Source organism: Flavobacterium sp., from assembly GCF_044348915.1.
Lineage (GTDB): Bacteria > Bacteroidota > Bacteroidia > Flavobacteriales > Flavobacteriaceae > Flavobacterium.
Genome location: NZ_JBIKRX010000001.1, coordinates 22069 through 35505, shown reverse-complemented (window position 1 = coordinate 35505; position 13437 = coordinate 22069). Strand labels below are relative to the sequence as shown.

The 13437-nt window shown below is 36.2% G+C and carries 10 protein-coding genes and 1 tRNA gene; 9 read left to right on the top strand and 2 right to left on the bottom strand.

From position 1 onward, the window contains the following. The first annotated feature begins 237 nt into the window (after positions 1 to 237). From ACIQ1E_RS00160 to ACIQ1E_RS00150, 3 genes are all read left to right on the top strand, one after another. Positions 238 to 2130, top strand: a complete 1893-nt coding sequence (locus tag ACIQ1E_RS00160) for a hypothetical protein (RefSeq protein WP_396167608.1) — start codon at positions 238 to 240, stop codon at positions 2128 to 2130. Between the two features lie 135 nt (positions 2131 to 2265). Next, the gene (locus ACIQ1E_RS00155; RefSeq protein WP_396167606.1) at positions 2266 to 6732 is read left to right on the top strand and encodes a beta strand repeat-containing protein; all 4467 of its coding nucleotides are present in this window, start codon (positions 2266 to 2268) and stop codon (positions 6730 to 6732) included. Between the two features lie 32 nt (positions 6733 to 6764). Continuing rightward, positions 6765 to 6989, top strand: a complete 225-nt coding sequence (locus tag ACIQ1E_RS00150; RefSeq protein WP_396167604.1) for a hypothetical protein — start codon at positions 6765 to 6767, stop codon at positions 6987 to 6989. Between the two features lie 145 nt (positions 6990 to 7134). Here the strand turns inward: ACIQ1E_RS00150 and ACIQ1E_RS00145 are convergent, their stop codons facing one another. Further along, positions 7135 to 7596 (bottom strand): DUF4442 domain-containing protein, encoded by a 462-nt coding sequence (locus ACIQ1E_RS00145; protein WP_396167602.1) that lies wholly within the window; start codon positions 7594 to 7596, stop codon positions 7135 to 7137. A 234-nt stretch (positions 7597 to 7830) separates the two neighbouring features. On the opposite strand from ACIQ1E_RS00145, the gene ACIQ1E_RS00140 reads away from it, so the two are divergent. The 5 genes from ACIQ1E_RS00140 (at position 7831) to ACIQ1E_RS00120 (ending at position 12103) form a co-directional block, all read left to right on the top strand. Continuing rightward, positions 7831 to 8286: a DUF4870 domain-containing protein gene (locus ACIQ1E_RS00140; RefSeq protein WP_396167600.1), complete on the top strand. Its 456-nt coding sequence runs from the start codon at positions 7831 to 7833 to the stop codon at positions 8284 to 8286. A gap of 90 nt (positions 8287 to 8376) precedes the next feature. Beyond that, the gene (locus ACIQ1E_RS00135) at positions 8377 to 8709 is read left to right on the top strand and encodes a PadR family transcriptional regulator (protein WP_396167599.1); all 333 of its coding nucleotides are present in this window, start codon (positions 8377 to 8379) and stop codon (positions 8707 to 8709) included. 2 nt (positions 8710 to 8711) lie between these two features. Continuing rightward, positions 8712 to 10436 carry a PspC domain-containing protein gene (locus ACIQ1E_RS00130; protein ID WP_396167597.1) on the top strand — a complete coding sequence of 575 codons (1725 nt, stop codon included), beginning with the start codon at positions 8712 to 8714 and terminating at the stop codon, positions 10434 to 10436. Positions 10437 to 10438: 2 nt separating this feature from the next. Next, positions 10439 to 11179, top strand: coding sequence for a head GIN domain-containing protein (locus ACIQ1E_RS00125; RefSeq protein ID WP_396167596.1), 741 nt, complete (start codon positions 10439 to 10441; stop codon positions 11177 to 11179). A gap of 87 nt (positions 11180 to 11266) precedes the next feature. Beyond that, the gene (locus tag ACIQ1E_RS00120; RefSeq protein ID WP_396167594.1) at positions 11267 to 12103 is read left to right on the top strand and encodes a GIN domain-containing protein; all 837 of its coding nucleotides are present in this window, start codon (positions 11267 to 11269) and stop codon (positions 12101 to 12103) included. 57 nt (positions 12104 to 12160) lie between these two features. Here ACIQ1E_RS00120 and trxB read toward each other — a convergent pair whose 3' ends face one another. Continuing rightward, the gene (gene trxB / locus ACIQ1E_RS00115) at positions 12161 to 13108 is read right to left on the bottom strand and encodes a thioredoxin-disulfide reductase (RefSeq protein ID WP_396167592.1); all 948 of its coding nucleotides are present in this window, start codon (positions 13106 to 13108) and stop codon (positions 12161 to 12163) included. Between the two features lie 159 nt (positions 13109 to 13267). Between trxB and ACIQ1E_RS00110 the strand changes: the two genes are divergently transcribed. Then, positions 13268 to 13345, top strand: a tRNA-Pro gene (locus tag ACIQ1E_RS00110). Positions 13346 to 13437 lie beyond the last annotated feature (92 nt).

Sequence of the window (13437 nt, the reverse complement as noted above, 5' to 3'; positions counted from 1 at the left end):
AAGGAAAACTAACCAAAACGATTACAAAGTCGTATTATTACAAGGATTTAAACCAGATGAATTATTTTAACTACATATTTGATATCATAATATTCACGTATTGTATTCTTTATTAACTTTGGAATTTTTTTTTAAAAAGTTAACTTTATTTAACATTTACCAATATTTTAGAATTAAAGTCCCTCGCAATTAACTTTAATACGAAATCAATATTACAAATCAAATAGTTTTAATTCTATGAAAAACTTGAAACCAAAGCACATTCTTTATTGTTTTTTAATCTTCTCTTCTATTTCATCATTCCTATTCTTTAGTTGCAATAAGCAGAAGTCTGAAGTTCATACCGAAGTAAAAGAGCAGGATTTTGTCACAAAAGAGGTTCAACTTGAATACCTTCAAATAAAACCTAGCGAGCAATGGAACTTTTTGTTGCATGTTATCGAGAGACCCTACAAAAATACAATAGATGTTGAGGCCTGGTTGTTAGCAAAGATTCAAGCTAAAAAACACGACAAAGTTGGCTTAACAGAAACACTTTTACAAGAATTAAACGTAGCTGCTTTTCATAAAGATTATGCGAAAGTAGCTGAAAAACTTGCACGTTTTACTTTGAATACCCCTGAAGGAAAAGTATATAAAAAGCCCCGAGTTTATGCTATTGTTAATTTGGCTAAATATTTTAGTGATCGAAAAGAAAGTGATAGTTTAAAAAAATATGTTGATTTGCTACATAATTACGTTAAAATAGACAGCACTAAGACCTTACGATTGGTTTATCACGTGAATAAAGGGAATTTAGAAAATCTTCAAGGGAATTTTTTCCAAGCAGCGGTACACTATCATAAAGCAATTGATTTGACAGAATCATCAGAAAAATTAAAATTAGTTACGTTGTATCATAATTTAGCCACTATGTACTTGGATATGGATTGTTTGGATAAAGCTAAAACCTATATTGATTCTTCGTTAGTGATTTTAAGTTTCGATAAATATCCTACCTATTTGTATAATTCGTTAGGAGTTATTCAAACCAAAACGAAATCTTACAAAGAGGCTGAAAAAACCTATCAAACCATTATACGCATTGCAAAGGAAAAAAAAATACCAGCTTTGCTTGCGCAGAGTTATGCTAATTATGGCAATTTAAAACGAAGAGAGGGAAATTACTCCGAAGCGCTTCATTTTATTCGATTATCAGATTCTCTATGTAATGAAATGGGAATTAATTTCGGTATTCTGGCTAATAAAATCAACAGAGCCGAAGTATATTATGATCAGAAAAAATACAATGAAGCAGCGAGTACGCTTAAGTTGATTGAAAACGAGGTAAAGCGTTTTGATATGGTAGTGCTTAATAAAGGATATTACGAACCATCCTATCGTATTTATGATGCTTTGGGGAATACAAATCTTGCTAATGCTTATTATAGAAGCTACATAAAAAATAAAGAAACTTTTACTGGCGACTTACCCAGAAGTGTAATAACAGAATGGGAATTATCGCGAGAACGTGAGCGAAGCATACAACTTAATGCACAGCGACAATTACTAGTACGAAAACAAACCACATATAATTACATTTATGTTTTTAGTATTATTATACTAGTTATGGCTTTATTTGTTGTTTATTTTATCCTTCAAAATAAAAGCTTAAAAAAACAAGAAAGGTTGAAATTAAAGAATCAAAAAACGGCCTCTGAACTAGAGATGAAATCAAAAGAATTAGTAACAATATCACTAAAAAATATATCTATCCAGCAATCTAAATCATTAATTAAATCAGATTTAGAAACTATTATAAAAGATTTGCCTTTAGAATATAAAACTAAATTTAATGGTTTAAAAAGCAAATTAAAATCCTCTGGACCCGATGCGTTTTTAGTGGATTTTGAGAATCGTTTTATGGGGGTTTATGAATCGTTTTACGAAAAACTCAAACTTATTTCTACAGATTTGACTCCAAATGAATTGATTATTTGTGCCATGTTGCGATTGAATTATACCTCTAAAGAAATTGCTTATTTAACCAACAGAACGGTTCGAACTATTGAAAACAGCAGAAGTATCATTCGCAAGAAGTTACAATTAAATACCGAAGCTAATTTGCAGCAGTTTATCCTGAATTTATAATTGATAATCAATTAGATAATATTGCTTAAGGAGTTTTTTGTGAGGTACATTTTTTATGGCATAGTATATTTCGTGAGGTACTATTAGGTGTTTTTTTTTTTTCAATTAGTTTTTTTGCGCAAAAATTACACAAACATGAAAAAACTTCTTACCAGCTACCCTATTTTATTATTTTTCTTAGGGATTTATTCCCTACAATCTCAAAATCTTAATATTATAAGTACAGGGCAAACAGGAACCTCTGGTACAAACTGGAGTATCACGGGGAACACTTTAAATGTAGCATCCTCAGGAACAGCCGATGTGCATCCAAACGTAATCTCAAATCACTTAAACAATGTGGGTAACCTTACAGTGGTTCTACCTGGGCAAAGTAATCAAATAAGACAATGCTCTATCGATGGAACTATAACTTACACAGGGTCGGCAACAAGAACATTAACTTTTTTAATTGCCAATGACATTTTTTTAACATCACTCAATCAGTCAATAACAGCCACCGGTAGCGGTGCCTTGAATGTGGTTTTAAGAGCTGCTAGTTCGGGTGGCATACCAAATAATGGTCGTATCTCCATAAGACAGAATAACACAATCAATACTAACGGCGGTCATCTATGGATCGGGGGCGGCTCTGGAAATGTTACCTGGAATGGTTTGACTGTAGGTAATGATGTAGCAAGAACCTGGACAGACAATACACCCGGATTATGGATTGAAAACTCCACATTAAACACAAATGGCGGGAATGTTTATTTAGCCGGCCTTTCTTTTAATTCTTCTGCAAACAGCGGAGAGAATTATGGCGTTCGTATGGTAAACTCAGATATTTCAAGTGTAAGTGGCAATATTGAAATTAATGGAGAATTAGATGGTAGATATTCAATTGGTAATGGCACCCGTATAGAATCAACAACAACAACAGCAACATCGATTACCACTACAACGGGATCTATAAGTATTAGGGGAACAGGGTCTGATAATTCCCCAAACGATAATGGTTTTCGATTTGGAGCAGTTATTACTGGTTCGTCATCGACTGCAAAAACAATAATTTCTACGACTTCGGGAAATATACAAATAGAAGGAAATGCATATTTTGCGGCAACTGTTAATGATAAAGAAGGGTTAGCAATTGGAGGAGCTACGGAAATTATATCACGTTCTGGAAATATAACAATTAGGGGAACCAATTCACTTGAATCCTCAGGACAATATTGCAATTCTATTCGTTTTGATCCGAGAAATGAATCAAATTCAATTAGAGTTGGTTTCGATGGGACAAATTCGTACACGGGTAATATTCTAATTGAAGGGAATTCCATTTATCAACGATATTTACATTCAAGCACAGGTTCTATAGCTGTTCAAACTACAGGCACCCTAACCATTCAGCCAACAGGCAACGCATTTACATACATGCGCGCCGATGACGCAGGTGGTACACTTACTTATGACAACGACTGGAATTTTGGAACTACACTTTCTAGTTTCACGTTAGGTAAGAGTACCAATACCACCGATCTGACCTTTGCGAATGTCTTATCTCCTGCGGGGCCGATCACCATATATGGAGGTAATATCAACATTAATGAAAATTTAAATACATCAGCAGGCGCTTCCTCTGGAAATGTTTTACTCAAAGGTACAGGCGATATTGTTTTAGCTGCTAGTAAAAGCATCACAACGAGCGGAGGTTCTGCTATCCTTTGGGCAAATAGTGATAATGGAACTGCGAATGGAAGTATTGCCCTAAGAAACGGTTCATCTATTGTTACCGGCAGCAATACTGTAGCAGGTGGACACGTTTGGATTGGAGGTGGTAGCAACGGAACAACATGGAATGGGTTAAGTGTCGGTAACGGCTATGCTGTTCCGGGAACGTTATTTACCCCTTCTAACACCGGTACTGACATAGCCGCAGGTATCTATTTAGAACGAAATTCAATAACCTCTTTTGGCGGGAATATAAAAATTGCAGGGGATGGTGCTGCTTCAGCTAGAGGTATTGTTTCTTATGGAAATACCATTAATATTAATTCCGGAAGTGGCAAAATTGAAATGGACGGTCAGGTAACTAGTACTGCCGCAGGAAATCGTGGAGGAATTTTATTTGGTTTGCATGATAATGCAATTGCCTCAACAGTGAATATCTCATCCTCTTCAACTTCAGGTGATGCGATTACGATTACTGGTGTAGGAAGAGGAACTGAAGACGCGATTGGCCTTAGTGGTACTTTGAATATCACAGCTTCCGGAGGCGGGAATATTGTCATGAACGGTAATGCCTTGGGCACAGGCAGAAGCATCGTAGCCGGAAATTTTTATCACGGCATCATCAATGTATTTGCTAATTCAGGGAATATCACTTTAAATGGAAATACGAAAGCGGTGCAGGTGGCAACAGCAATAAATTTAGGTGGCCAAACTTCAGGCCCTTCCAAAATAAACATTGGGCAAGGTGGAAGTATTTTAAGTTCCAGTAGCAATGTGGTCCTTACTGCAGACAATATTGCGCTTGCAGCAGGTGGCATAGCGGTCAATACCAGCGGAACCGTCACGATTGAGCCATCAAGTAACAGTTTTGCCAGTGCTCTTACTTACCCCATTACCAATTTAAGCATTGCCAACACGATAAACGGATTGACCTTGGGTAAGGCAAGCAATACAGCGAACATTACGGTTTCTTCAGCCCAGTCCATTGCCGGTCCTATTAATATTTATGGAGGCACAATTACATTAAATGCCAATTTGACGACGACTAATAACGGAGACATTTCTTTATACACTGACAATCCACTTGGAGGTTTAAGCTCAGCAAGAACATTAACGGCTTCAGGTGCTTTTAAATACATTCCAAGAGGAACCACTTTTTCAGCGGATGTTATCTATCCAATTGCGAATTTAACGGCTACTTGTACCGGACTTACCATTGGTAATGTAACTAACGATAAAAATATCACGGTAAATGCTGATGTAATTGGTGGCGCAGGAATTGAATTATATGGAAATAATGTGGCAATCAATTCGAATTTAACCACCACTGGATCGAGCACTATAATGCATCTCAAAGGAAACACCACCATAGCCGCTGGCAAGACCATTACCTCTGGTGGTAACTTTACCCATGACGGAAATCTAATTTTTAAATCGGATGCCACAGGAACTGCAGCTTTTGGTTCTTTAGGCGGTACATTTAACCGTGTAAGCGGATTGGCTACTATAGAACGTTACATTCCTGCCAAACGGGCATGGCGATTATTGAATGCTCCATTGAAAGGCGCTACAAACACTACTGTTCCTGCAAATTGGCAAGGCGTTAATGGAGAAGGATTGTTATTGTTTAGCCCAGCTACCTATCAAAGTCAAACCATGACGGGTTATACTTTGGGCGGTGGAATGCCTAACATTTGGAAATACAATAACGGATGGCAAGCCATTCCCAATCTAACAAATGAAAATTTATTTACCTCAACTGGCACTAATGGTTTCTTAGTTTTTGCCACAGGGCATTTCAACAGCACTAACGTTGCCTTGGGTGAAGCAGCAACTACTTTAAAACCGCAAGGGCAATTAATTACTGGAGCGGTATCAAACAGCATCATAGGAAATCAATACAATTTAGTAGCCAATCCCTATGCCAGTGCTTTAAATACTGAAGCTATGGTACTAGCCAATTCAGGCTCTAAAGTATGGATGGTAGATCCATCTTTAGGAAAAGTTGGCGGATACTTTACGTATGACGGAACGAATTGGGCACCCACAACCCCCTCGGCTACCGATAAAAACATACAAAGTGGTCAGGCATTTTTTGTGCGCACAGCCAGCAACAGCACTTTTTCTATTGCGGAATCACATAAAATTTCAGGCAGTAGTAACAGTTGGTTTTCAAGAATTGCGAATAGCCCAGCAGATAAAATACGGGTTTTATTGTACAAACAAAACAATTCAGAGTGGCAATTGGCCGATGGAATTTTAGCTGTAAATAGTTCATCTGGAAACAATGAGGTTGATCATACGGATACAGGTAAAATGTCAAACTTTGATGAAAATCTAATGTTTAGCAATGGCACCTCTAATTTAGCCATTGAATACAGAGGACTACCCACTGCGAGCACAGCACAATCGATGCGTTTGACAGGAACAACGGTTCAGCCTTATCTTTTAAAAGTAAAAGCTGAAAGTTATACCAATACTAATTTACAACCCTTTATCCAAGACACACAAACGGGAACGGTAACGCCTATCCCGACCGATGGTTCAGAAGTAGTGCTTCCGTTTACAGGAGTAGTAGCAAATAGTACGAATCCAGATAGTCGCTTTAGAATCATTTACCAATCTGCATTGAGTACAAATGACAAAGATATTTTGTCTGTTGGAGTGTATCCTAATCCCGTGGATGCGGGAGTGTTTACAGTGTTGTTAAAAGAGAATACAACATCGGCTAGTTACACACTTACCAATTTATTGGGTCAACAAGTACAAGAAGGTAAATTGATGCAATTAAGTAATAGTGTAAATGTTACTTCATTACAAATAGGGATTTATATAATACAAGTTAAGCAAGAAGGAAAAACGTTTACAAGAAAATTAATTATTAAGTAACAGTAATAATACTAATGAAAACCATAAGCCCAATGAAGTCAAAGATTTATTTAGTAGTTTTTAATTTATTCAGTTTTGTTGCTAAGGCAGATGTCGGTGGAGACCCAGGATTTCCGGGAGAGGATGATCCGGGAGCACCTGCTCCAATTGACGATTGGATTGTTCCTATGTTTATAATAGGTATTATTCTACTGTTTTATTATTATAAAAAATACCAAAAAGCAGAAGTTATAAATCCTCAGAAAAAAGTCGACTAATTTTGGTAAAAACTAAAAGAGTGCTTTCATAACCCTTAGGTCCCGAGTTCAAATCACGGTCTCGCTACGAAATAAATTATTTCAAAAAAAAAAAAAATGGTTTAGAAATTCTAAACCATTTTTTTTATGCTTATTGTTTACATATCTATTGGATTGATTTTGCTTTAACGCTCCATTCAAATTCCATTTCTGAAACCTGCTCCCCTTTTTCGTTGGTTCCGATGGATTTCATCCAAAAGGTTCTACCTTCTCCCGTAGCAAGGGCTTCTTGAATAGATTTTTCAGCCAAATCACCGTCATTACATACAAAAGTGATTCTTCCTGTAGCTTTTTTAGAAAAATTAGATTTGTTATTCGCCACCAACATCGAAATCTTTGTACCGCTATTTTCAATATGATTCATAACAAGTGCTCCGGTAGATAGTTCAGCGGCCATAGCTTGCACTGCAAAATACATCGAATTGAAAGGATTTTGATTGATCCAACGATGTTTTACAGTCACTATGCATTTAGAATCTTCTATTAACTGGACACGAACGCCAGAAATAAAAGCTGATGGCAATTTGAAAAACAAAAATGAATTGAGTTTAGATACCGTGATTTGCATTTACTTTACTTTTATTCTTGTAAAAATAACAAAATTCAATCAAATGGCTGGTGTTCTAAGCTTAATTTACCAAAACCTGCTGTAGAGTCTGATTTTATTGACTTTGTATAATTGTATATCCCTAAAACTAAAAACGCAAATGTTAATATTTTGTTAATATATGGTACTATGCGATACAAGATACTGTCTTTTAGCCATATATTTGCATAAGAAATTACTATATACTTTTAAACTATGGAAACTACAAATAATAAAAACCTTGCAACCTTTACTCATTTGAGTGCATTAAGTCAGTATTGCATCCCTTTCGGGAATTACATTTTTCCTCTATTAATCTGGAGTACCAATAAAGACAAATCAGAATTTGTGGATCATAACGGAAAACAAGTGCTGAATTTTCAGTTGAGCATTTTCCTTTATTCATTAGTTTTAGCAATCATTGCTATTCCTATTATTCTTATCACAATCTTTAGCAATATTCCATTGGAAACTTTAGTCAATGATCATGATTTTATGAGAAATCATTTAAGCGTTGAAAACATCACTGGAATTGTCATTGTAGCCATCATCGCCATTCTGCTGCTAATTGGCATGAAAGTAGCCGAGTTTTTCCTAATCATTTATGCTTCGGTAAAAACATCAAACGGAGAAAAATACGAGTATCCACTAACGATACCCTTTCTTAAATAATCATCAACAATCACAGCGGTCTTCTGACTGGCTGGCAAATCAATCAAAAAATGAACAGTACAATCAAATCACAAAACAAAAAACAGAGCTATGAACATTGAAAACACAAAAGCCCAAATGCGCAAAGGTGTTCTAGAGTTTTGCATCTTATCAGTCCTAAAAGACAAAGAAGCATATACCTCAGAAATATTAGACACTTTGAAAAACGCAAAATTATTGGTTGTGGAGGGAACGGTTTATCCGCTGCTTACCCGATTGAAAAACGACGGATTACTCAGCTATCGTTGGGAAGAATCACTATCCGGTCCACCAAGAAAGTATTATGGTTTGACCGAAATTGGACAAACATTTTTAAACGAATTGAATGGCACTTGGACAGAATTGTCTGATGCAGTAAACCTAATCACAACACAAAAACAATAGCCATGAACAAAACTGTAAACATAAATTTAGGCGGAATGTTCTTCCATATTGATGAAGATGCATACCAAAAACTAACGCGATATTTTGACGCTATAAAACGTTCTTTGTCTTACTCTTCAGGTCAAGACGAAATCATCAAAGACATCGAAATGCGTGTTTCGGAATTATTGACCGAAAAACAAAAAACAGAGAAACACGTAGTGGGTCTCAAAGATGTTGACGAGGTGATCGCTGTCATGGGTCAACCAGAAGATTATAGAATTGACGATGAAGAAACAGGAAAAACAACTCCTAATTTTACTTCTAACGCTTATTCTCAAAACCGAAAATTGTATCGCGATAAAGACAACGGAATGCTTGGTGGTGTTCTTGCAGGTCTTGGACATTACTTTGGGATCGATAAAGTATGGTTACGTATCTTTTTCTTAATCCTATTGTTTGCTTGGGGAACAGGAGTTTTGGCTTATATCATCCTTTGGATTGTAATGCCAGAAGCAAAAACAACTGCTGAAAAATTAGAAATGACCGGCGAACCGGTAACCATTTCTAACATTGAAAAAAAGGTAAGAGAAGAATTTGAAAACGTATCTGAAAAAATTAAAAACGCCAATTATGACGAAATGGGCAACCGTGTAAAAACTGGAGCCGAGAAAGCTGGGAGTTCACTAGGCGATTTCATTATTGCAGTGCTTAGAGTCTTTTCGAAATTCTTAGGAGTTATACTGATTATGATCGGACTTTTCACCCTTGCAGCATTATTCATTGGAGTTTTCACTCTAGGTTCTTCATCAGTAGTCGATTTGCCTTGGCAAAGTTTTATTGAAGCAGGCAATTTCACCGATTATCCGGTGTGGACTTTTGGATTAATTATGTTTTTTACCGTTGGAATTCCTTTCTTTTTCTTGGCATTATTGGGATTCAAATTACTGTCTCCAAACTTGAAATCAATAGGAAACGTTGCAAAATACACTCTACTGGCCATTTGGTTGATTTCTGTTTCCTTGGCAATCGCAATAGGATTAAAACAAGCATCAGCCTTTGCTGTTGACGGAAGAGTCGTAGTGAAAGAAAACATTATCCTAAAACCTACAGATACTCTTTTGTTAAAATTCACACATAATACAAATTTTGCGAAGAATCTATATGATAACGAAAATTTCAAAATTACCTTAGACTCAACTGGAAATGATGTAATCTATTCTAACAATGTTAGCTTTAAAATTGTACAAAACGATACAAAATCGGCTTATATTCAAATAGAAAAAGAAGCAAAGGGAAAAAACCTTTTCGAAGCAAAACAAAGAGCTGAAAAAATAAAATACAGTTATAAAGTAGTTGGAAATCAATTGATATTTGACAATTATTTATTGTCTGATCTAAAAGAAAAATTCCGCGATCAAGAAATTGAAATAACTTTATTCTTACCTTTAGGCACTTTATTGAAAATGGACGAATCGATGGCCAATTATGACCAAACAGATGGCGACTACTTTTTATGGAAACCAGACAACAAAGATGCTTTGTATATAGTAGAAAGTGAAAAAATCAGATGCCTGAATTGTCCAAATGAAGATATTGAAAATATTACCATTGATACTGAACAAGTAAAAGACAGTGTGGTTACTACAACTGTAACCGTAAATGGCGAAGTGGTAAAAGTAAAAGAAACAACAACCAAAAAAGGGTTGTCAGTCGATAAAAACGGAGTAATCATTAAAACAAATTAGCCATGATCAAGATCATCACCATAATAACCAAATTTATTGTTGCTGCACTAATGGCATTATCGCTATTTTCTTGTGGAAATTCCTTTAATATCGGAACAGGAATCAAAGGAAGCGGAAACATTTCAAACGAAACTAGGACAGTAAACCAAGATTTCAAAAAAATTAAGGTTAGCAATGGAATTAAAGTTATCGTTGAACAAGCTACAAATAATTTGATCACCGTTGAGGCCGATGACAATTTACTCAAACACATTATTACCAAAGTTGAAAATAATGTATTAATCATTGAGTCTGATGAAAACTACAATTCAACAAAAACACCAGTTGTAAATGTAAAACTGCCTTTCATTAATGGATTAAGCGCTAGTAGTGGCTCCCAAATCACAAGTTCCAATGTTTTAAAAACAGAGAACTTAGACGTGACATCAAGCAGCGGAAGCCAAATAGACATCGACGTCGAAGCCGATGCAGTAACTCTAGAAAGCACTAGCGGAAGTAGTATAGAAACCAGCGGAAAAGCATTGAAGGTAGAAACTTCCTCTACAAGCGGTAGCGAAATCAAAGCCAAAGATTTAATGGCAAACGAAGTAGTTTCTCAAAGCTCGAGCGGCAGTAGTACTTCAGTATATCCAATTCTTAAACTCGACGCAAAAGCCTCTAGCGGAAGCTCTATAAACTATTATAAGGTTCCAAAAACACTTATAAAAGATGAATCTTCTGGCGGAAGTGTTAGCGAAAATTAAGAAACATCTTTGTAGAAAAAACTCAAAAATCATTCACCAAAAGTGGATGATTTTTTTATATTTGTAAAAACGTCCAACCCCATTAAAATGAAAAAATATACCGCCATACTTCTAGTATTTTTAGTCTCTACATTGGCATTGGCTCAAAAAAAAGAAAAAATTAAAGGCTCTAAAATTGTCACAGTCGAACAAAAAGAAATAGGCAACTTTGAATCATTAGAAGTTAGCGATAACATTGAAGTATTTCTCGACAAAGGAGAAAAAAGCGAGCTCAAAATTGAAGCCGATGAAAATCTGCACGCTATTTTTAATTTTGATTTAAGCAGCAAGGCACTTCGAGTGCACACTTCCAAAACAGCTACTAACTTCAAAAAATTGATTGTTAGAATCACTTATACCAGCGCATTGAAAGCTATAACTGCAAAAAATGAAGCCATAATCAATGCCATTCAGGAAATTCAACTCAACGAAATTACGATCAAATCCTTTGATGAATCCCAACTTTTTTTGAACGTGAATTCAAAGATTTTTATTTTGGAGTCTGAAAACGACTCACAAGCTGAACTCAACCTAAAATCAGAAAAAGCGACCATAGCATTAAGCGGCAATGCAAAACTTAAAGCTTTAATCACAGCAACAGATATGAAATGCGATCAATATCAAAAATCTATCGCTATTGTGGAAGGTGATGTAACCAATGCCAATCTTCGACTAGACAATAATGCCGTTTTTACAGGGAACAATCTTGTTATAGAAAATGCCGTAGTAGTAGCCGAAAGCTATTCGAAATGCAGCATCAATACCAACAAAACCATCAGCATTGATGCCGCGGCGAATGCCGAAATTCAACTTTATGGAGATCAGAAAATAGAAATAAAACGATTTGCAGACAATGCCATTTTAAGCAAGAAACCAACAAAGTAAACCCATAAAAAAAGCCTCTTGTGAGGCTTTTAATTTATAGTACTACATGGAATGCTATTATTCTAAAGCTGCCAAATACCTTTCGGCATCCAAAGCTGCCATACAACCCGTTCCTGCTGCAGTAATCGCTTGACGATACACGTGGTCAGCAGCATCTCCAGCTACAAAAACACCGGCCACAGCTGTTTTTGATGTTCCCGGAATATTCACAATATAACCTGTTTCATCCAGTGTTAGATAATCTTTAAAAATATCGGTGTTGGGTTTGTGACCAATAGCGGCAAAGAAACCAGTAGCAGGAATATCAAATATGTCGCCAGTGGTTTTATTTTTGGCTTTTACACCAGTCACTACTTGACCATCCCCTAAAATTTCTACGGTATCGTGATTCATCAATATGTTGATGTTTTCGGTTTTGCGAACACGAGCTTCCATAATTTTCGAAGCACGGAACTTATCACTACGCACCAACATCGTTACTTTGGAACACATTTTAGATAAATAGTGTGCTTCCTCGCAAGCAGAATCTCCCGCTCCAACAATCACTACTTCTTGATTCCTATAGAAAAACCCATCACAAACAGCACAAGCCGAAACTCCACCACCCATTTTAAGATAATGTTGCTCGGATTCCAAACCTAAATATTTAGCCGAAGCTCCAGTTGAAATAATAACCGTTTCGCAGTGTAATTCGATAGTGTCATTAATCCAAACTTTATGGACTCCACCACTAAAATCAACTTTTGTTGCCCAACCATCGCGAATATCGGCACCAAAACGTTGAGCCTGCGCTTGCAGTTGAATCATCATTTCTGGTCCTGTAACTCCATCAACATATCCGGGGAAATTCTCTACTTCATTTGTTGTAGTAAGTTGTCCGCCTGGTTGCATTCCTTGGTACAAAACCGGATTCATACTAGCTCTAGCAGCATAAATAGCCGCAGTATATCCCGCTGGCCCAGAACCAATAATAAGACATTTTATTTTTTCGATTGTATCAGACATAATAAGTGAAATTAATATTTTTTAAACTACAAAAATAAGGGAAAATTGCTTGATTACCGTTGTTGAACAATCATTTTTTAATATATGAATATAATAAATATAATTTTGTTTCTATCCCTTGCAAAAGACCGAAATAAATTTTACATTTGCACTCGCTTTCGGGGTGTAGCGTAGCTCGGTTATCGCGCCTGCTTTGGGAGCAGGAGGCCGCAGGTTCGAATCCTGCCACCCCGACCACCAAAATCCTTTCCACTTGTGGGAGGGATTTTTTGGTTTTAGCCTGTCAAGTATACTTGTAAGGGCTGAAATGAAAAATAACTCAGAGCGTA